Origin of the sequence: Leisingera sp. NJS204 (assembly GCF_004123675.1) — a bacterium.
Taxonomy (GTDB): domain Bacteria; phylum Pseudomonadota; class Alphaproteobacteria; order Rhodobacterales; family Rhodobacteraceae; genus Leisingera.
Genome location: NZ_CP035417.1, coordinates 2,764,562 through 2,783,447 on the forward strand (window position 1 = coordinate 2,764,562; position 18,886 = coordinate 2,783,447).

23 protein-coding genes and 1 tRNA gene are annotated in these 18,886 nt (G+C 62.3%); 11 read left to right on the top strand and 13 right to left on the bottom strand.

Features of this window, described 5'->3' with window-relative positions; all coding sequences use genetic code 11:
• Nucleotides 1-21: 21 nt before the first annotated feature.
• On the bottom strand, nt 22-588 hold the full coding sequence (locus ETW24_RS13580) for a tetratricopeptide repeat protein (protein ID WP_129371547.1): 567 nt from the start codon (nt 586-588) through the stop codon (nt 22-24).
• Nucleotides 589-689: 101 nt separating this feature from the next.
• On the opposite strand from ETW24_RS13580, the gene ETW24_RS13585 reads away from it, so the two are divergent.
• From ETW24_RS13585 to ETW24_RS13605, 5 genes are all read left to right on the top strand, one after another.
• The gene (locus tag ETW24_RS13585) at nt 690-980 is read left to right on the top strand and encodes an SCP2 sterol-binding domain-containing protein (RefSeq protein ID WP_129371548.1); all 291 of its coding nucleotides are present in this window, start codon (nt 690-692) and stop codon (nt 978-980) included.
• Nucleotides 980-1,942, top strand: coding sequence for an alpha/beta fold hydrolase (locus ETW24_RS13590; RefSeq protein WP_129371549.1), 963 nt, complete (start codon nt 980-982; stop codon nt 1,940-1,942). The genes ETW24_RS13585 and ETW24_RS13590 overlap by 1 nt, the downstream gene beginning before the upstream one ends.
• Nucleotides 1,943-2,104: 162 nt before the next feature.
• Nucleotides 2,105-3,925 carry a M3 family oligoendopeptidase gene (locus ETW24_RS13595; protein WP_129371550.1) on the top strand — a complete coding sequence of 607 codons (1,821 nt, stop codon included), beginning with the start codon at nt 2,105-2,107 and terminating at the stop codon, nt 3,923-3,925.
• Entirely contained in the window at nt 3,925-4,407 is a 483-nt protein-coding gene (locus tag ETW24_RS13600; RefSeq protein ID WP_129371551.1) for a GNAT family N-acetyltransferase, read from the top strand. Before ETW24_RS13595 ends, ETW24_RS13600 begins: the two co-directional genes overlap by 1 nt.
• Before the next feature lie 108 nt (nt 4,408-4,515).
• Nucleotides 4,516-4,908: a GFA family protein gene (locus tag ETW24_RS13605; RefSeq protein WP_129371552.1), complete on the top strand. Its 393-nt coding sequence runs from the start codon at nt 4,516-4,518 to the stop codon at nt 4,906-4,908.
• A gap of 13 nt (nt 4,909-4,921) precedes the next feature.
• Here the strand turns inward: ETW24_RS13605 and ETW24_RS13610 are convergent, their stop codons facing one another.
• The 3 genes from ETW24_RS13610 to ETW24_RS13620 all read right to left on the bottom strand — a co-directional run bounded on the left by ETW24_RS13610 (nt 4,922) and on the right by ETW24_RS13620 (nt 7,791).
• Nucleotides 4,922-5,191, bottom strand: a complete 270-nt coding sequence (locus ETW24_RS13610; RefSeq protein ID WP_129371553.1) for a DksA/TraR family C4-type zinc finger protein — start codon at nt 5,189-5,191, stop codon at nt 4,922-4,924.
• 516 nt (nt 5,192-5,707) lie between these two features.
• A complete protein-coding gene (rpoH, locus tag ETW24_RS13615; protein WP_129371554.1) occupies nt 5,708-6,604 on the bottom strand; it encodes an RNA polymerase sigma factor RpoH in 897 nt (298 codons plus the stop codon).
• 161 nt (nt 6,605-6,765) lie between these two features.
• Complete coding sequence (locus tag ETW24_RS13620; protein WP_129371555.1) at nt 6,766-7,791, bottom strand: RluA family pseudouridine synthase; 1,026 nt, start codon at nt 7,789-7,791, stop codon at nt 6,766-6,768.
• Between ETW24_RS13620 and ETW24_RS13625 the strand changes: the two genes are divergently transcribed.
• Nucleotides 7,790-8,095, top strand: coding sequence for a DUF6476 family protein (locus ETW24_RS13625; RefSeq protein WP_129371556.1), 306 nt, complete (start codon nt 7,790-7,792; stop codon nt 8,093-8,095). The genes ETW24_RS13620 and ETW24_RS13625 overlap by 2 nt on opposite strands.
• 9 nt (nt 8,096-8,104) lie before the next feature.
• On the opposite strand, the gene ETW24_RS13630 is transcribed toward ETW24_RS13625, so the two are convergent.
• Nucleotides 8,105-8,686 (bottom strand): hypothetical protein, encoded by a 582-nt coding sequence (locus tag ETW24_RS13630; protein ID WP_129371557.1) that lies wholly within the window; start codon nt 8,684-8,686, stop codon nt 8,105-8,107.
• Between the two features lie 155 nt (nt 8,687-8,841).
• On the opposite strand from ETW24_RS13630, the gene ETW24_RS13635 reads away from it, so the two are divergent.
• Nucleotides 8,842-9,201 (top strand): hypothetical protein, encoded by a 360-nt coding sequence (locus ETW24_RS13635; protein ID WP_129371558.1) that lies wholly within the window; start codon nt 8,842-8,844, stop codon nt 9,199-9,201.
• 348 nt (nt 9,202-9,549) lie between these two features.
• Here ETW24_RS13635 and ETW24_RS13640 read toward each other — a convergent pair.
• Together ETW24_RS13640 and ETW24_RS13645 are read right to left on the bottom strand one after the other, a co-directional pair.
• Nucleotides 9,550-9,626, bottom strand: a tRNA-His gene (locus tag ETW24_RS13640).
• A 171-nt stretch (nt 9,627-9,797) separates the two neighbouring features.
• A complete protein-coding gene (locus tag ETW24_RS13645) occupies nt 9,798-10,304 on the bottom strand; it encodes a GNAT family N-acetyltransferase (RefSeq protein ID WP_254695612.1) in 507 nt (168 codons plus the stop codon).
• 89 nt (nt 10,305-10,393) lie between these two features.
• On the opposite strand from ETW24_RS13645, the gene ETW24_RS13650 reads away from it, so the two are divergent.
• Nucleotides 10,394-10,579, top strand: a complete 186-nt coding sequence (locus tag ETW24_RS13650) for a DUF6324 family protein (RefSeq protein WP_044008416.1) — start codon at nt 10,394-10,396, stop codon at nt 10,577-10,579.
• A gap of 133 nt (nt 10,580-10,712) precedes the next feature.
• Here ETW24_RS13650 and ETW24_RS13655 read toward each other — a convergent pair whose 3' ends face one another.
• The 5 genes from ETW24_RS13655 to ribB all read right to left on the bottom strand — a co-directional run bounded on the left by ETW24_RS13655 (nt 10,713) and on the right by ribB (nt 14,202).
• Nucleotides 10,713-11,195 carry an MmcB family DNA repair protein gene (locus ETW24_RS13655; RefSeq protein WP_129371560.1) on the bottom strand — a complete coding sequence of 161 codons (483 nt, stop codon included), beginning with the start codon at nt 11,193-11,195 and terminating at the stop codon, nt 10,713-10,715.
• Nucleotides 11,196-11,545: 350 nt separating this feature from the next.
• Entirely contained in the window at nt 11,546-11,875 is a 330-nt protein-coding gene (locus tag ETW24_RS13660) for a hypothetical protein (protein ID WP_129371561.1), read from the bottom strand.
• 167 nt (nt 11,876-12,042) lie between these two features.
• A complete protein-coding gene (nusB, locus tag ETW24_RS13665; RefSeq protein ID WP_129371562.1) occupies nt 12,043-12,525 on the bottom strand; it encodes a transcription antitermination factor NusB in 483 nt (160 codons plus the stop codon).
• Nucleotides 12,522-13,073: a 6,7-dimethyl-8-ribityllumazine synthase gene (locus tag ETW24_RS13670; RefSeq protein WP_129371563.1), complete on the bottom strand. Its 552-nt coding sequence runs from the start codon at nt 13,071-13,073 to the stop codon at nt 12,522-12,524. The genes nusB and ETW24_RS13670 overlap by 4 nt, the downstream gene beginning before the upstream one ends.
• 1 nt (nt 13,074) lies before the next feature.
• The gene (ribB, locus tag ETW24_RS13675) at nt 13,075-14,202 is read right to left on the bottom strand and encodes a 3,4-dihydroxy-2-butanone-4-phosphate synthase (protein ID WP_129371564.1); all 1,128 of its coding nucleotides are present in this window, start codon (nt 14,200-14,202) and stop codon (nt 13,075-13,077) included.
• 194 nt (nt 14,203-14,396) lie between these two features.
• On the opposite strand from ribB, the gene ETW24_RS13680 reads away from it, so the two are divergent.
• A complete protein-coding gene (locus ETW24_RS13680; RefSeq protein ID WP_129371565.1) occupies nt 14,397-15,449 on the top strand; it encodes a proline racemase family protein in 1,053 nt (350 codons plus the stop codon).
• Nucleotides 15,450-15,612: 163 nt separating this feature from the next.
• On the opposite strand, the gene ETW24_RS13685 is transcribed toward ETW24_RS13680, so the two are convergent.
• Nucleotides 15,613-16,200: a riboflavin synthase gene (locus tag ETW24_RS13685; RefSeq protein ID WP_129371566.1), complete on the bottom strand. Its 588-nt coding sequence runs from the start codon at nt 16,198-16,200 to the stop codon at nt 15,613-15,615.
• A gap of 163 nt (nt 16,201-16,363) precedes the next feature.
• Between ETW24_RS13685 and ETW24_RS13690 the strand changes: the two genes are divergently transcribed.
• The gene (locus ETW24_RS13690) at nt 16,364-17,656 is read left to right on the top strand and encodes a capsule biosynthesis protein (RefSeq protein ID WP_129371567.1); all 1,293 of its coding nucleotides are present in this window, start codon (nt 16,364-16,366) and stop codon (nt 17,654-17,656) included.
• A gap of 95 nt (nt 17,657-17,751) precedes the next feature.
• Nucleotides 17,752-18,885 carry a polysaccharide biosynthesis/export family protein gene (locus tag ETW24_RS13695; RefSeq protein ID WP_129371568.1) on the top strand — a complete coding sequence of 378 codons (1,134 nt, stop codon included), beginning with the start codon at nt 17,752-17,754 and terminating at the stop codon, nt 18,883-18,885.
• Nucleotide 18,886 lies beyond the last annotated feature (1 nt).

Consider the following 18,886-nt stretch of genomic DNA (forward strand, 5'->3'; position numbering starts at 1 on the left):
CAGCCCCCGCCCCGATGGGGCTTACAGTTCCCGGCCCTCGGCCAAGGGCGCCAATCGTTCAAGGGCGCTGCTTACTTCCTCGTGGTGCGGATGTATAGCCTTGGCCCGCTGGTAGGCCTGATAGGCGCGTTCGGGTTTACGGAATTGTTCGAACAACGCGCCCAGCGCGTAGATCGCGTTGTAATCCATCGGGTTCAGCGCCAGCGCGCGTTCCAGATCCGCCACCGAAGGCCCGTAAAGCCCCAGCGCGAAATAGACGCGGGCCCGTTCGTACCAGCCGCGGGCAAATTCCGGCGCATGATCGGTCAGCGCGGTCAAATGCTCCGCTGCCCGCTGCAAATCGCCCCGCTCCAGCGCGTCGGTGCCGCGCCGCAGCAGCAGATCCATCGCAGGCGAGCCGCTTTTGGCCCAAAGCGCCTGCAGCTCGCGGTCGATGGCCGCCGCCTCGGAGAGTTCCGACACGGCCAGGTCCTGCAGCAGCGCATCGGCGGAATGCTGCTGTGCCGCGCCGGCCCCAGGCAAGGAATACGTGACTGTGACTGCCGTTGCCGCCACGATAGCTTTGAGCTTTGGGAGATTTGCCAGCATGATGCCCCCAGTGTAATCCAGCGCGCGGCAATTTCCAGTATTGGATGCAAATGCTTCACAGATTTGTGCTATGAAGCGCGCAAAACAGATTGAGGACTGACATGAGCGATACCCTGGCACAGGCGGCAGAGACCCTGAACAGCAAACTGGACGCAGGCGAATTCGACGCCTCCGCAAAATTCGAGATCGAGGGGCTGGGCTCCATCGTGCTTGACGGCGCAGGCGCCCGCGTCGGCGACGAAGACACCGATGTCACCATGAAAGCCGACGCCGACACGTTCCAGTCGATCCTTGAGGGCGATTTGAACCCCACCGCCGCCTTCATGTCCGGCAAGCTGACCATCGATGGTGACATGGGCACCGCGATGAAGCTGGCCTCGGCCCTGTCCTGATGGACGGCGCCCCGGTGGAGCTGCAGCCTGCCCCCTTGTTTGCGGATATCGCGCAGGGGCCTGCGGGCGGTCAGGCCCATTGGGTGCACACCTCGGACGGCCTGCGTATCCGCGCAGGCCACTGGCGACCCGAAGGAGCGGCAAAGGGCACCGTCCTGCTGTTTCCCGGTCGCACGGAATATATCGAAAAATACGGGCTGGCCGCGGCGGAATTTGCCGATCGCGGTTTTGCGACCCTCACCGTGGACTGGCGCGGCCAGGGGCTGGCGGACCGGACCCTGGCAGAACGCCGCCTGGGCCATGTCGAAGACTTCAGCGACTTCCAGAAGGACGTGCAGGCGCTGACCGGGCTGGCCGAACAGCTGGATCTGCCGGAACCCTGGTTTCTGGTCGGCCACTCCATGGGCGGCGCCATCGGGTTGCGCGCGCTGATGCAGGGGCTGAAGGTCAATGCCTGCTGTTTTACCGGCCCGATGTGGGGCATCCAGATCCCGCCGCTGCTGCGCCCTTTGGCCAGCTTTCTAAGCGGCGTTGCGCCGTTTTTGCGTCTGGACAAATTGCTGCTGCCGACCACGGCGCTGGAGCAATATGTGCAGATCACGCCCTTTGACGGCAACACGCTGACCACCGATCCGGACATGTACCGGATGATGCATGCCCAGCTGGCGGCACAGCCCGATCTGGCGCTTGGCGGCCCCACCGTCCAATGGCTGCGCGTCAGCCTGCAGGACTGCGCCTGGCTGGCCGGGCAGCCCTCGCCCGCCCTGCCCTGCATCACCTTTGTTGGCTCGGACGAGCAGATCGTCAACACCGAGGCCATCCACGACCGGATGGCGCGCTGGCCGGGCGGCGAGCTGGACCTGATCAAGGGAGCCCGGCACGAGGTGCTGATGGAAACCCCGGAAATCCGCGCACATGTGTTTTCCAGCATGTGCCGCCTGTTTGAACAGTACCGCGGCTGATCGCCCGGCGTTGCGCCGACTAAGCGCCGTGCCTTTACCTGCCCCTTACCAGCTTTCGTTAAACTCCCGATGATCTGCAGATGATCAACGCCCGCCTGCTTGTGATCCAGCAAGCCGCCGCTTAGATGTTGGGTCAACGAATTTCTCATGACAGGAGCCCCCATGTTCCAGCTTCCCTTCCCCGTTCGCGACGCAAACGCCTCAGCCGGTTCCGGCGGTCTTGGCAACTTGCCGGAATGGGACCTCAGCGATCTTTACGCGTCTGAGGACGCCCCCGAACTGGCCCGCGATCTGGACTGGCTGGAGCAGGAATGCGCCGCTTTTGCTGCCGATTACGAGGGCAAGCTGGCCGGTCTGGACGCCGCCGGTCTGCTGGACTGTGTTGAGCGCAACGAGAAGATCAACAATATCGCCGGCCGCATCATGTCTTTTGCGGGCCTGCGCTATTACCAGCTGACCACCGATGCCGACCGCGCCGCCTTTTTGTCGGACTGCCAGGAAAAGGTGACGGTGGCCACCACGCCGCTGGTATTCTTCACGCTGGAGCTGAACCGCATTGACGACGGCGCGATGCAGGCGCATCTGGCCGCCAATGCAGACCTTGCCCGCTATGCCAGTGTGTTCCGCCGTATCCGCGCGATGAAGCCCTATCAGCTGTCGGATGAATTGGAACGGTTCATGCATGACCTCGGCATTGTCGGCGATGCCTGGGAGAAACTGTTTGATGAAACCATCGCCGGTTTGCAATTCACCGTCGATGGTGAAGAGCTGACCATAGAGGGCACCCTGAACCTGCTGACCGACCCGGACCGCGCCAAACGCGAAGCGGCGGCGCGGGAGCTGGCCGCAGTCTTTGCCGAAAACGTCAAAACCTTTGCCCGCGTCCACAACACCCAGGCCAAGGAAAAGGAAATCATTGACCGTTGGCGCGGCATGCCCAGCGCCCAGACCGGCCGCCACCTGTCCAACGACGTGGAGCCCGAGGTGGTCGAGGCCCTGCGCGAAGCCGTGGTTGCCGCCTACCCCAAACTTTCCCACCGCTATTATGAGCTGAAGCGCAAATGGCTGGGTCTCGACGTGATGCAGGTCTGGGACCGCAACGCGCCGCTGCCGCTGGAAGACCCCCGCACCATCAGCTGGGAGCAGGCGGAAAAGACCGTGATGGACGCCTATAACGCCTTTGATCCCCGTATGGGTGAAATCGCCGCGCCGTTCTTCTCGGACGGCTGGATCGACGCAGGTGTCAAACCCGGCAAGGCACCGGGCGCCTTTGCCCACCCCACCGTCACCAATGTGCACCCATACGTGATGCTCAACTACCTGGGCAAACCGCGCGACGTTATGACCCTGGCGCATGAGCTGGGCCACGGCGTGCATCAGGTGCTGGCGGCGGAACAGGGTGAGATGCTGTCCTCCACCCCGCTGACCCTGGCGGAAACCGCGTCTGTGTTCGGCGAAATGCTGACCTTCCGCAAGATGCTGGACGGGGCCGAGACCCAGGAACAGCGCAAGGTGCTGCTGGCGGGCAAGGTCGAGGACATGATCAACACGGTTGTGCGCCAGATCGCGTTCTATGACTTTGAATGCAAACTGCACGCAGCCCGCGCCGAGGGCGAGCTGACACCCGATGACATCAACGCCATCTGGATGTCGGTGCAGGCCGAAAGCCTGGGCGAGGCGTTCGAGTACATGGACGGCTACGAGACCTTCTGGGCCTATATCCCGCATTTCGTGCATTCACCCTTCTACGTCTACGCTTATGCCTTTGGTGACGGGCTGGTGAATGCGCTTTACTCGGTCTACGCCTCCGGCGCCGAAGGGTTCGAGGACAAGTATTTCGAGATGCTCAAGGCAGGCGGCTCCAAACACCATAAGGAACTGCTGGCACCCTTCGGCCTTGATGCCACTGACCCCGAATTCTGGGACAAGGGCCTGTCGATGATCTCCGGCTTTATCGATGAACTGGAAGCGATGGAGGGGTGATGCCCATCAGCCTGCGACCGGTGCCGCGAAACGAATTTGATCTGGTCTCCCATATTCAGGTGGAGCCGGATCAGATCCGCTATTCCGGCACCGTTGCGCAGGCGTTTGAAGAGAATGAGGACGGCGTGGATTTTCACGCCATCCTTGACGGCAGTCGCGCGGTGGGCTTCTTCAAGATCGACCGGCTGTATCACGAAACCTACAGTTTTGCCGGTCCGGATGAGCTGGGTTTGCGCGCCTTCATGATCGACCGCGAAGAGCAAGGCAAAGGCTACGCAACGGCTGCCGTTGCCGCGCTGACACCCTATCTGGCTGCACAGTATCCGGCGCGGCGCGCGGTGGTGCTGACCGTCAATATGCAGAATTTCGGCGCCATCCGCTGTTACTGCAAGGGCGGTTTTGCAGACACCGGCGGCATCCATCCCCACGGCATCGCCGGCCCGCAGCACATTCTGCGGATGGGGTTCGGCACGGCAAAATAAGTTATCTGCTTGCGAAAATGCCGCGGCATGCCTTACCCGCTTCGCAATTGGTCCAGATGTTGCTTCTGGACAGGGTGACACTTGGCTCATCAGCCCAAGGAGAAAGCCATGCGCGGACGCTGCCTTTGCGGATCGGTCACATTCGACGTCGACCTGCCGGTCCTTTCCACCGTGAACTGCCATTGTGAAAGCTGCCGCCGCCAGTGTTCGGCGCCGATGACTACCTACTTCGGGGTTGAAGACGGTCAATGGCGCTGGACCGGGGAGCATCCAAAATTGTTCTGTTCCTCGGTCGACGTCGAGCGCACATTCTGTGGAAACTGCGGCTCACCCATGTCATTCCGTTCGCAAACAATGTCTGGCACCATGCATTTTTATGTGGCGGCGCTGGAAGATCCGGAAGCATTTGCCCCTACCTTGCATGTCGCGCATGAGGAGAAACTCTGCTGGCTGAACAGTGATGACGGGCTTCCCAAGCGCACTGGGCCGGAATATCTGTAACTGGCAGCGTGCCCTACTTCAACTGGCTGTCCTTGGAGCCGCGCCGGTTGAAGCCCCCGCGTGCCTGGTGGGCACCGTCGCGCTCCTGCTGGCAGTCGATACACAGCTTCACGCCAGGAATGGCCACACGGCGTTTCTCAGGGATCGGTTCCTCGCATTCCGCGCAATGGGTCAGGCTTTCGCCCACCGGGCGCCGCACCGCCTTCAGCCGCGCCAATTCATCATTGATCGACGCTTCTATCTGTTCATTCACCGCGCCGTCCTGCGCCCAGCCGCCTGCCATGGACCGTCCTCCTGTGCCAGAGGGGGTGAATGTAAGGCCGTACAGGCGCTCTGCCTAGGGCTGCCTGAAAGCAATTCCCGAGCAAATCTATCAACTATTTGATTTCATTACATTTTCTGTTGACCTGCGGCGTAGGCACGGCTAAACAGAATACAGAAATTGCACGCAAGCCAGAATCACCAGGCCGCAAGCAGCCAGCACTCCAGCCATCCCCCGGGACAGCCAGACCGCAAGCAACGCCAGCAACCAGAGTGATTTCAGCCAGCCACGCGCATGTCTGCCAGCCAGCATTTTTGCCAGCCTCCCATTCAGCCGCGTACCCAGCATTTTGCCAGGCCCATGCCAGACAGGTTTCACAGCCAGCTTCCGCCAGCTTTTCAGGTCAGTTTTTTGACCCGATGTTTCGCGCGCGAAACAGTCCGGCAGGACTGCTGCCGTAAAGCCAGCATCATTGTCAGCTGACAAAAAAAGGCGGCGCCAAGCACCGCCTTTACAGTCTGCTGCCGGGCGCGGGGATCAGGCGCCGGTCAGCATTCCCTTCTCCATCGCCAATTCGCGCATCTTCTTCTGCAGCTTTTCAAACGCCCGCACCTCGATCTGGCGGATCCGCTCGCGGCTGACATTGTATTGCGCGCTCAGCTCCTCCAGGGTCACCACCTGGTCCATCAGGCGGCGCTGGGTCAGGATGTCCTTTTCGCGGTCGTTCAGCACGTCCAGTGCCGCAGCCAGCAACTCCCGACGGGCTTCCAATTCGTCGCGGGCCTCGTAATCGCCGGCCTGGTCGGCATCTTCGTCTTCCAGCCAGTCCTGCCATTGCATCGTGCCCTCGCCCTCGGAGCCGACGGTGGCATTAAGCGACGCATCACCGCCCGACATGCGGCGGTTCATCGAGATCACCTCGTCCTCGGTCACGCCAAGGTCGGTTGCGATCCGTTTGACGTTCTCGGGGCGCAGATCGCCATCTTCCAGAGCGCCGATGCGGGCCTTGGCCTTGCGCAGATTGAAGAACAGTTTTTTCTGCGCCGACGTTGTGCCCAGTTTGACCATCGACCAGGACCGCAGGACATATTCCTGGATCGACGCGCGGATCCACCACATCGCATAAGTCGCCAGCCGGAAACCTTTTTCCGGATCGAATTTCTTAACCGCCTGCATCAGGCCGACGTTCGCCTCGGAGATCACTTCGGCCTGCGGCAGGCCATAGCCGCGGTACCCCATGGCGATCTTGGCCGCGAGCCGCAGATGGGACGTCACCATCCTGTGCGCCGAGGCCGCATCCTGTTCTTCGACCCAGCGCTTGGCCAGCATGTATTCCTCTTCCGGCTCCAGCAGTGGAAACTTGCGGATTTCCTGGAGATACCGGTTCAGACCGCCTTCGGGCGTCGGGGCAGGCAGGTTTGCATAATTCGCCATATAAAGTGTCCCTCCCAAAATGTATAAGGACTTAACATTAGCGCATATGTGTTAGCGCCAAATCCTTTTCAAGGACCGCTTAAGGAATTGTTGTATGTTACCCCGGCGGAATGCGTCTGTGAATTGCATCACAAGCGTGAACACGCTTATTTGCCGGCAATTTACTGGCGCAACGCCGCCAGCAATTCCGTCATATCCTGCGGCAACGGCGCCTCAAACCTGAGCGGCGCGCCCGTCACCGGGTGGTTGAATCCCAAAACAGCGGCGTGAAGCGCCTGGCGCGGAAAGTGCTGGACGGCCGCATGCGCGGCTTCGCTCAAGGCCTTGGCCGCCAGTTTGCGGCGCCCGCCATAGGTGGGATCCCCCACCAGCCCGTGACCGGCGTGGGCCATATGCACCCGGATCTGGTGGGTACGGCCGGTTTCCAGCCAGCATTCAACCAGCGCCGCGCAGGCCGGGTTGCCGAAACCCTCGCAGATGCGGGCCCGGGTCACCGCATGGCGGCCGCCCTGAAACAGCACCGCCTGGCGCTGGCGGTCGGTCTTATGGCGGGCCAGCTGGGTGGTGAGCTTGAGGATATTGCCCGGCTCGAAGCTAGCCCCCTTGACGCCGCGCAGCCGCGGGTCGTTGCCGTCCGGCACGCCGTAGCAGACCGCCTGATAATAGCGCTCTACCGTGTGTTTTTCGAATTGCACCGCCAGCCCCTGGTGGGCGGCGTCGGATTTGGCCACCACCAGCAGGCCGCTGGTCTCCTTGTCGATCCGGTGCACGATGCCAGGGCGCTTGACGCCGCCTACTCCCGAAAGGTTGCCGCCGAAATGATGCAGCAGCGCATTGACCAAAGTGCCGGAGGGGGAGCCCGGCGCCGGATGCACCACCATGCCGGAGGGTTTATTGATGACAATCAGGTCATCGTCTTCAAAGACAATCTCCAGCGGGATGTCCTCGGGGCCGATATGGCTGTCCTCGGCTTCCTCCACGGTGATCGCGATCTGCGCGCCGGCCTCGACCTTGGCCTTGGCGTCCTGCACCACGGCGCCGTCCACCGTAAGCGCGCCCTCTTCGATCAGCCGGGCCAGACGGGTGCGCGACAAAGACGCCTCCTCTGGCACATCGCGCGAAACCGCTTTATCAAGCCGCTTAGGCGGGTTTTCCGCGATGACAAATTCAATCCGGCGGCTGCCCATGACTGATCCTTCCGAGACCGAAATCCAAACGGAGCCGCCGCAGATCCGGTTCCTGCGGCGGCTGGTGACCACGCTGACCGTGGTGATGATTGGCGGGCTTGTAGTGATAATCTCGCTGCTTGTCATCCGCTTGCAGGCAGGTGATACGCCGCTGCCCGCAGAAATCGCCCTGCCCGACGGGGTAAAGGCCGAGGCGGTCACACTGGGACGCGGCTGGATAGCTGTGGTCAGCCAGGACAACCGCATCCTGATTTTCGACCGCGAGTCCGGCGCGCTGCGCCAGGAAGTGCGGATCAAGGACTAGCCCCGCGGGTCAGGACCTGAGCAGAACCTTGTTGGAATCAATCGCCGCGGCGATCTGGGCATACTGCGCTTGCCGTTCCTGCGCGGATTCCGCGCTGCGCAGCAAAACTGTGCCTGCGTCTTCAAATATGCGGACAGCTTCCCGGTTCACTGCAGCCTGCGCGGACGGTCTGACAGGCGTCAGCGGCCGGGTGGTGCGTTCAGCCGGGTTTGCGGAACTGGTGACGCTGACCCGGCTCCGGCCCGGGTCGCTGTTCTGGCGGGCCAGCCGCTTGAGCCGGGCCGAGGTGTCCTGCAGCACGTCGCGCACCTCGTCGTAATCGGTGCCCGCAGGGATGCCATCTGCAGCTGCTTCCAGCCGTTCCGAGAGGCAATCGACCTGAAGCGCCGAATCACCGGTGGCGCGGCAGAAGGCCTTGGCAGCGGACAGGGTGCCCAGCAGCTCGGTCAGAAAGGCAGCCGAACCGAATTCTCCGGCCGGAACCACGACTGTATAAGTCAGGGGTCCGGCGCCCTGTGCCAGTGCAGGTGCTGCGGCCAGACCCAGACAGGAAACCCCTGCGGTCAAGCTCTTGGCGGCTGTCTTAAACATATCGTTACCCTCGCATATCCCCGAAGAACCACGCATAGCGGTGCGGCAGCTGCGCGGCATCTCGCCGGAACATCGCCGCTGCAGCGCCGCCGTGTTGCCTGGCGCCCGGGCCTTCATTAACCTTAAGATGTTCCAAAGCATAAGGTTGTTTTATCATGTACACCAGTATCTTGCGGGCAGCGGCATTGATTATCCCCCTGTCTCTTGCCGCACAGCCCGTATTTGCCCAGACCGCGGACGCCGCATTGAACGAAGCCAAGCGGCGCGTGGCCTGCGGTGCCGGTGTTCCGGTCTCCGCCACCTATCTGGCAAACGGCACGCTGCAGGTGACCTGCCAGGCACAGGGCGCCGAGGCCGTGGCCCAGGCCGCCGCAAGCGGCTTGCCCGAAACCGGACTGTCCGCCGGAGCCGCCGCCGGAGCGGTTGCAGGGGTGCTGTTCCTGGTTCTGATCGCCGATGACGATAATGGCACATCGACCACAACAACGACCACAACCACAAGCACAACCGATTGAGGCCAGGTCCCTTTTGCCCGTTCTGCTGGAGCACATCCATTGCGTACTCCAGCAGTATGGCATGCAGCGGCCGGCACAGCGCCACTGCTTTTGCCTGCCCCGCTTGCAGAAGATCTAAGGACCGCGCGGAATTGCGCGGCCCAAAGGCAAATCCCTGAATACAGCACCACAACCGCGGTCCCGGCTGCTGGCGCCCGACGGGAGGCATGAACAGGCCGGCCGTTCAGCGGCCAGGAAAACCTGGGCTAGCGGCGGGAACCCGCAATAGAATTGAGACTGCAAAAACCGTACCCGGCAGAAACGCCGGACTGCTGCCGCAGCTGGGATGACCCAAGGTGTTTGATTGAGTGGTACCACCTCCCCGGCTCGAACGGGGGACCTCCTGATCCACAATCAGGCGCTCTAACCAACTGAGCTAAGGCGGCACTGTGGGGTCATTTATAGCACGTCCCGGAGGCGCGCAAGAAGTTTTTTTGCCTTTCCGCTGCAGAAATCCGCCACTTCCGATTGCCCGGTTCAATGGCCCGGATCCGGCCATAACGCCGGCTGAAAGTTATCCACAACCGCTTGCAATCATGCGCAATTTCCCGCTTCACTCAGAGCGGTCCGCCCTTTGGTTCCGGGAAAGACAACCGCCAGGTCTGCTCTACCAGGTCCTGGCCATAGCTGTGCACCGGATGGCTGTCCGTCAACTGCCAGCCGAAAGCCCGGTAAAGCGCGCAAGCGGTCTGGTGGCTTTCATGGGTTTTCAGCATCATGCCCCGGTACCCGGCTGCACGGGCAAACTCCATGCATTCCCGCAGCAACCGCTTGCCCAGCCCCTTGCCGCGCGCCGCAGGCGTCAGCAGGAACAGACGCAGCTGCGCTGTGGCGGCATCCTTTTTCATGCAAAATACCGAGCCCAGCCGCTCGCCGCCGCTTTCCGCCAACCAGCCGCGTTCGCAGGCCGGATCGTGGCCTGCGCAGAAACTGTGCAGAATATCGGCGACCAGCGGTCCGAAAGTTTCATCAAACCCGGCCTCGCGGGCGTACAGATCCTGGTGGCGGGCGGCCAGCCAGTGCATGTCGGTAGGAGCGAATCGGCGCAGGGTCACATCCATCATGCGAACAGCATAGCGTAAAGCCGGCTTGCCTTTCAGCCTGCCCCGGGCTAGCACCAGCTGCAATCCGCTGACCGGCATTGGAGTGTGCAATGAGTATCAACACCGAACGCGACATTGAGGCAAACATGCAAATCGGTCCGACCGATCAGGGTATGGTGCGGATTTTCATTGATACCGGCAGCGTTGAAATCCCGATGGACTTTGACCCGGAAGAAGCCGAGGAGATCGCCGAAGAGATCCGCGCCGCTGCACAAGCCGCGCGCAGCGTCAAGTAGCGCAGCCTTTCCGGCACTCCGCACCCGCCCTTCCGCGCTGAACCCGATGGCCGGGCAAAGCGGCGCAACAAGCGCCGGCAAGGGGTTCCGGCGCAGCCGGGGCACCTGCGGGCGCGGGAGTTGCCGCCAGCGCTCAATCCTCAGGCTCTTGATCTCCGGCCCCGCCCAGCAGCTGCCTGTCCCGGCCCGGGCGCGGGTCACGCAGGGCCTGCAGGCGGCGGGCGGAATCCATCGCGAATTTCTGGATCAGCTTTCTGCGGCGCGCCGGCGGCAGTTTGTCCTCCGGCGCCATGCGGATGATTTCGGCATCATACGGGTCAGCAATAATCAGCCCGGTGCCGTCCGGCAGCAGCTCGGTTGGAAACGCCAGATCCACCGCCCAGAAATAGCGGTCGCACCACTCCAAATAGCCCTCCCACTTGCTGTCGGACTGGAAATCAGCGCGGCTGGACTTGCACTCGATCACCCACAGCTCCCCCTTGGGACCCAGCGCCATCACATCGACGCGCAGGCCGCGGGCCGGCGCAAACTCCTCCAGCGGTGCATAGCCCAGCGAGCGCAGATAGCGCGACACCCCGCGGGCGAGTTTCTGTCCAGGCTGCAGATCATTCATCATACGGGCAAATGTGAACAATTAGGGAACAAGTTGCAATCCCGCGGTTTTAACCGGAAACAACCCGCCAGCACTCCGTTCCCCTTGTAACAGCGCGCCGGGCAGACTATTTACGGCCTTGGCGGGTTCTGCCCTTCTTGTGACAGGCAGCATTCCAGTGGCCTTAAGCAATTCCACGGGAGCTGGCTCTGTTCGGACCCTGGTCCGTTTACCTGGCGCCCACCTGTACAAACAGGTCCCCGGGAATCAAAGCCGCACGGTTGATTGGTGGTCCCGCCGCATTTTCCCTTACCGCCAAAGAAAAAACGCGCCTTCCGGATGGAAAGCGCGGGCGGATTGCGTTTTGCAATGTTTCAGCGGCGGCTGCGCAGCTGGCGCTCACGCTGGGAAAGCTCGTCAGCCGGAACACGCACCGGCTGGAGTTCATTAACCACAGGAGTGCCGCGGCGGGGCCCGCCGTCCTTTTCAGCCATGGCCATCACCGCCCAGGCAAACTGCACACCGGCAAAGACGATGCCATGCATGAACCATAATAGGAACACCGCCAAGAGGCCCGCGTCGGATGTGGAAACCAGCCCCCAAAGGTTCATCACATTGAACCAAAGCAGCATCGCCACAAATACGGCAGCAATCCCAAAGCCGGTCACGACGTTGCGGATATACATCTTCACCAGTTCAGGCATCTGAGTCCTCCAGATATGCAATAGGAGGTTATCAGTCTTTACAGCGCCGTCCAGCGCTTCCGGAGAAATAAGCGGAATTTGCCGCACCCTTTGCGATTGGCCGTTTCCCAAAGAAAAAGGCGCACTCTACAGCGCGCCCTTTCTCCATCGAAGTCGGAACTACCGCCTCAGAAGGCTTCCGGTTTGGCTTCGCGTGCCATGTGGTCCAGCACGGCGTTGACGAATTTCGCCTCCTTGCCTTCGGGAAAAAAGGCACGTGCGATATCGACAAACTCGTTTATCACCACTTTGGGCGGGGTGTCGGACTGGCTCAACTCGGCCCCGGCCGCGCGGAACAGCGCGCGCAAGGTGGGATCGATCCGGGCAATCGGCCATTTCGCCACCAGGGCGCGGTCGGTCATCTGGTCGATCTGCGCCTGATGGTTCACGGCTTCGCGTATCAGCTTGCGGAAGATCTTGTTATCCCCCTCCGCCATCTCGTCACCCTCATAGACAGCGCCAAAGCGGTGGTCCTCAAACTCGACGATCACCTTGTCAAAGGTGAGGCCGCTGTGTTCCATTTGGAACAGCGCCTGCACAGCATAAAGCCGCGCTGCCGATCTCATCTGATTCTTGCCATTGCCCTTGGGGCGGCTGTCCTGGGTGCTCATACGCTGGTGGATCCGTTGTCTGTACCGGCGACCTGGTACGCCCCGGTGGGCGCCTTGAAACCGATGCCTTTGGTCTGGGCGCCCCACTTACGCGTGAGTGCGATCAGATGCAAGGCCGCAGCTGCCGCGCCGCCACCTTTGTTCTGATCGGCTGTATCTGCCCGCACTTCGGCTTGTTTGCGGTTCTCCACTGTCAGGATGCCGTTGCCGATGCACAGCCCCTGCAGGCCCATCAGCTGGATCGCGCGGCTGCTGTCGTTGCAGACGGTGTCATAATGGGTGGTTTCACCGCGGATCACGCAGCCCAGCGCCACGTAGCCGTCGAAATTCGAGGTCCGGTCGGCAATTGCAATCGCTGTCGGCACTTCCAATGCGCCGGGCACTTCGACGATCTCGAAAGTTCCGCCTGCGGCTTCGATCTCGGCTGCGGCGCCGGTGACCAGATTGTCGGCGATATCCTTGTAATAAGGCGCCACAACAATCAGCATCTTCACCGGCTTGTCGAATTCCGCACGCGGCAGGGTGTAATGGGTTTCATGTCCAGCCATATCAATCGTCCTTCAGAATGGGGCGGCTGCCGGTGATGGACAGCCCATAGGCATCCAGCCCGACATATTTGGTCGAGGGCGAGTCGGTCAGCAGAACCAATTCGTTCAAACCCAGGCTTGACAGGATCTGCGCGCCGATGCCGGTCTGTTTGATGGTCACTGTCCGCGCGCCGTCTTCCTCATTGGCATAAAGCGCATTGCGGGGCTGGCGGAACAGGGTCACCACACCGCGGCCCTCTTCGGCAATGATCTCCATCGCGCGGGGCAGCTGGCGGGCCGATTTCGGGCCAAGTCCCAGAATATCGGTCGCCTCATGCAGCGCATGGGTACGCACCAGCACCGGCTCCGGCGTGGTGATGTCGCCCTTGATCATCACCACATGCTCGATGCCATGGGTCTGGTCGGTGAACAGCCGCATTTCCCACTCGCCGCCGATTTCCGAGGTCACGGTCTCGCGCGAGGTTTCCGTCACCAGATTGTCGTTGCGGGCGCGGTAGGTGATCAGGTCGGAAATGGTGCCGATCTTCAGCCCGTGCGTCGCGGCGTACTCCACCAGATCGGGCAGCCGTGCCATGGTGCCGTCTTCCTTCATGATCTCGCAGATCACCGACGACGGGTACTGACCGGCAAGCCGGGCCACGTCGCAGCCGGCCTCGGTATGGCCTGCACGCACCAGCACCCCGCCCCGGCGCGCGCGCAGCGGGAAGACATGACCGGGGGTGGCAATATCGGCAGCAGTATTGTCGGGGTCGATGGCGGTGGCCACGGTCAGCGCCCGGTCGGCGGCAGAGATGCCGGTGGAAACGCCTTCGCGCGCCTCGATCGAAACTGTGAAAGCAGTCTCATGGCGCGACGAATTGTGCAGCGCCATCATCGGCAGGCCCAGCTCTTCGATTCGATCAGCAGGCAGGGTCAGGCAGATCAGCCCGCGGCCATGGGTGGCCATGAAATTGATCGCCGCCGCATCCGCAGCTTGCGCCGGAATCACCAGATCGCCTTCGTTCTCGCGGTCCTCGTGATCGACAAGGATGAACATGCGGCCCTGGCGGGCCTCCTCAATGATGTCTTCAATCGGGCTGATGGCGTCGCGCAATTGCGCCTCAACCGGCCCCGGTGTTTCAAAGCTCATGTAGCAGCCTTTCGATGCGCAAAGGCAGCACGCCTGGCGCTGCGGGTTCTTTCCCTGCCAGATAGCCCACAGACGGGGCAAATGCCAGTCCCGCAAACGGCACAGAGGGGTCTGGACGCGGCTTGTGCATCTGTGCACAAATGATTTTGGATCCAATCCATAGGGCCAGGGCTTCATCGGGAAGGGAAAGACAGATGCGCGCATCCCGCATTATCCAGGCGGTTGAGGCACATGCCGAGGGCGAGCCGGGCCGGGTGATCACCGGCGGCATGCCGCTGTTGCGCGGCAATTCGGTGTTTGAAAAGATGCAGGATATGGCGGCCAATCATGATGATATCCGCCTGCAAATGCTGCGCGAACCGCGCGGCAATCCCGGGCTCTGCGGCAATGCGATTGTGCCGCCCTGCCATCCGGAAGCGGACGCCGGTTTTATCATCTTCGAGCAGACCGAGTATCCGCCGATGTCGGGCTCCAACACGATCTGCGTGGTGACGGTCCTGCTGGAGACCGGCGTGGTGGCGATGGTGGAACCGGTGACCGAGCTGGTGCTGGAGGCACCCGCCGGGCTGATCCGGGTGCGGGCCGAATGCCGGAATGGCAAGGTGACGCGGGTGGAGTTCGAGAATGTGCCGGCCTTTGCGGTGCATCTGGACGCGCCGGTGGAGGTTGCAGGTCTTGGCACGGTCACCGTGGATGTGGCCTGGGGCGGGATGTTCTTTGTGCTGGCTGAGGCCGGGAGGCTGGGGATTACCCTTGATGCAGACAACGGCGCAGAGATCGTGCGGGTGTCGGAAGCGATCCGCCATGCCACTGCCGAGCAGCTGCCCGTAGCGCATCCTGAAAATCCGGAAATCACCGGCCCTACGATCACCAACCTGTGGGGCGCTCCGGTGGCAGATGGCACCCACGGCCGCGGGGCGGTCACCATCTCGACTGGTCCGTTCGACCCGGAGCAACCGCAGGACGCCAGCGGCATCTTGGACCGCTCACCTTGCGGCACCGGCACCTGCGCCAAGATGGCGGTGCTGCATGCGCGCGGCAAGCTGGGGATTGGGCAGGGTTATGTGAATGCCGGACCACTGGGCACCACGTTCACCGGGCGCATCACAGCGGAGACGCAAGTCGGACCGTACAAGGCCATCATCCCCGCCCTGTCCGGCCAAGGATGGATCTACGGGCTGAGCCATTACACGCTGGACCCCAGCGACCCGTTCCCATTGGGCTATACCGTCGGCGACATGTGGTGACGCGCGCCGCCCCGCGGCGCGCCACGCCCAACGCCTTGGGGAGCACTTCAGTGCTGCTCAAGGGGGCGGGAGCTTATGAGTGTGGCGGGATGAGGGGCGCTGCCCCTCGGCCTTGCGGCCTCACCCCGGAGTATTTTTGGAAAGATGAAGAGGCTGCGCCGTTTTATCCGGCTTCCTGCAGACGCGCGACGTAGCGGGCCAGGGTGTCGATTTCCAGGTTGATGCGGCTGCCCAGCTTCACATCGCCCCAGGTGGTGACCTCCTTGGTGTGCGGAATGAAATTGATGCCGAAATCACAGCCATCCACATCATTCACTGTCAAGGAAGTGCCGTTCAGGGCAACCGATCCTTTGGAGGCTATGAAGCGGGCCAGGTCCTGCGGTGCGCGCAGGGTAACGCGGGTACTGTCGCCCTCGTCTTTCAGCTCCACAACTTCAGCGACGCCGTCCACATGGCCGGACACGATATGGCCGCCCAGCTCGTCGCCCACCTTCAAAGCGCGCTCGAGGTTGATCCGCTTGCCCGTGGTCCAGCTGTCCAGGTTGGTCTTGGAGACAGTCTCGGCCGAAATCTGCACGTCGTACCAGTCCTCGCCCAGCGCAATCACTGTCAGGCAGACCCCGTCAGAAGCGATGGAGGCGCCGATATCGATGCTGGCAGTGTCATAGCTGGTACGGATGCGGGCGCGAAGGTCGCCTTGCTGCTCCAGTTCGGCGATGGTGCCAACGTCCGTGATAATGCCTGTAAACATGGGTCCGCTCCCCGCAGATGATGTGCCGATGCTGCCGCAGAGGTAGCCAAGCCGCGCGCGCTCCACAAGCCCCGGCTTGCCTTACCGCCCTTCGCGGCCATAGTTTCGCCCCAGTCAATTGTTAATCAATCCTTGAGACTGCCACCGTATTTCTGACACCGGGATGTCACGCCACCTGATGAAACACCGCAGCTTTCTGTTCCTGCAAGGCCCGCATGGGCCGTTTTTCGCCGCCCTTGGACGATTGCTGCGGGCTGCGGGCTGTGATGTGGCCCGGGTGGGGTTCAATGCGGGCGATCAGGCCTTCTGGCGCGGCAAAGACAGTTATTTGCCCTTTACCGGCAGCCCTGAAGATTGGCCGGAGGTGTTGGCCGGACTGCTGGAAAGCCGCGGCATCACCGACATCGTGCTGTATGGCGACACCCGCCCTATTCACGCCAGCGCGATCAAAGCCGCGCAGCAACGCGGTATCACCGTGCATGTTTTCGAGGAAGGCTATCTTCGCCCCTATTGGGTGACTTACGAGCGCGGCGGCGCCAATGGCCATTCGCGGCTGATGGAGATGGACGTTCCGGACATGCAGGAGGCGCTGGCGCTGTCCGACATGGAAGCACCGCTGCCCCCCGCACACTGGGGCGACATGCGACAGCATGTGTTTTACGGTGCGTTGTACCATTGGTTCGTGATGTTCCGGAACCGCAAGTACCGCAATTTCCGGCCGCACCGTTCATTGACGGTGACCAAGGAGTTCCGGCTGTATTTGAAACGGTTGCTGCTGATGCCCGTTCAGGCACTGGAGCGGCGGCTGGCGGAGCGGCGCATCCGCAATGGCGGGTTTCCCTATCATCTGGCGCTCTTGCAGCTGGAGCATGACAGCTCGTTTCAGATGCATTCGCCATTCTCCAGCATGGGCGAGTTTCTGGAGGAGGTGATCCGCGGCTTTGCCGAAGGCGCCCCGCGCCACCATCATCTGGTGATCAAGGCGCATCCGCTTGAGGACGGCCGTGCCCAAGTGCGCCGCACGCTGCGCCGGCTGGCGCACGAGCACAGCATCGAAGACCGGGTGCATTATGTGCGCGGCGGCAAGCTGGCGCAACTGCTGAACGAAGCACGCACCGCGGTGACCGTCAATTCCACTGCCGGCCAGCAGGTGCTGTGGCGCGGCATTCCGTTGCGGGTGTTTGGGCGCGCGGTTTACGGCAAGCCGGAGTTTGTATCCGAGCAGCCCCTGCCGGAGTTTTTTGCCGCTGCCTGCCGCCCGGACAGCCGCGCTTACAAGGATTACCGGCGGTTCCTGCTGGAAACCTCGCAGGTGCCCGGCGGCTACTACTCCCGCGAGGGGCGGCGCCAGCTGCTGCGCCAAGTGGCGGACATGATGCTGGCGGACGAAGACCCCTATGACGCGCTGCGCCTGGGCACAGCGGCACCGCGGCAACAGTTGCGTCTGGTGACCTGACTCAGCTGCGCCCAAAGACTGGATTTTTCCCTGCTGGCAGGTTAGGTTGCCCCTAAAACTTGAGGCAAACAATAATTGGTCGAGGAGACCGAGCAGTGAAATCCGTTCCCCTTCGCTGGGCGCGTCCAGTGGCGATGCTCGCAGCATTGACCCTTGCGGCCTCATGCGGCCTGCCCAAGGTCGGCCCCAACAAGCGCCAGATCTTTGCCGGTTCCGTGCAGCGGGAAGGCGATGCCTTCATCGTCTCCGTCAACGACCGCGTCGCCCGTGCCACCGCCGTGGTGCCGGCCCTTGGCTTTTCGTCAGGCTTTACGTCTGCCGGCCGGCTGACCTCGGACACCATCCGTCCCGGCGATGTGCTGGGCCTGACGGTCTGGGAAAACGTGGATGACGGGCTGCTGGCCGCCGAGGCGACCAATTCCACCGTGCTGGAAGAGGTGCAGGTCGACAGCGCAGGCTATATCTTCGTGCCCTACGCGGGCCGCCTGCGCGCCTCCGGCAACACACCGGACCAGCTGCGCGAGACCATCACCAAAAAGCTTGAAGACCAGACCCCCGACCCGCAGGTGCAGGTGCGCCGTCTGGCCGGTGACGGTGCCACCGTTAGCCTGACAGGCGCCGTGGGCGGCCAGGGCGTCTATCCGATCGAACGCCCGACCCGCACCCTGTCGTCGATGCTGGCCCAGGCCGGCGGTGTGACGATCCAGCCGGAAATTGCCCAGGTCACCGTGATTCGCGGCCAGGAAAAGGGCAAGATCTGGTTCCAGGACCTGTTCGACCATCCGGAGCTGGATGTAGCCCTGCGCGGCGGCGACCGTATTCTGGTTGAGGAAGACACCCGCTCCTTCACCGCCTTGGGGGCGACCTCGGCCCAGGCGCGGGTGCCATTTGAAAGCCAGGACCTGTCAGCGCTGGAAGCGATTGCCCAGGTTGGCGGGCTGATTTCCACCGCCTCTGATCCGACTGGCGTCTTTGTGCTGCGCAATGAGCCGGCCGAGATTGCCAACCAGGTGCTGGGCCGCGATGATCTGATCGGGGCGCAGCGTTTGGTCTATGTGTTGAACCTGACTCAGCCGAACGGATTGTTTGTCGCCCGGGATTTCGTGATCCGCGACGATGACACCCTGTATGTGACTGAGGCGCCGTATACCCAGTGGACCAAGACCATTTCGCTGCTGGTGACACCAGTGGGGTCGCTGTCAAGCGTTTCCAGCGCCGTTGGCGGTTAAA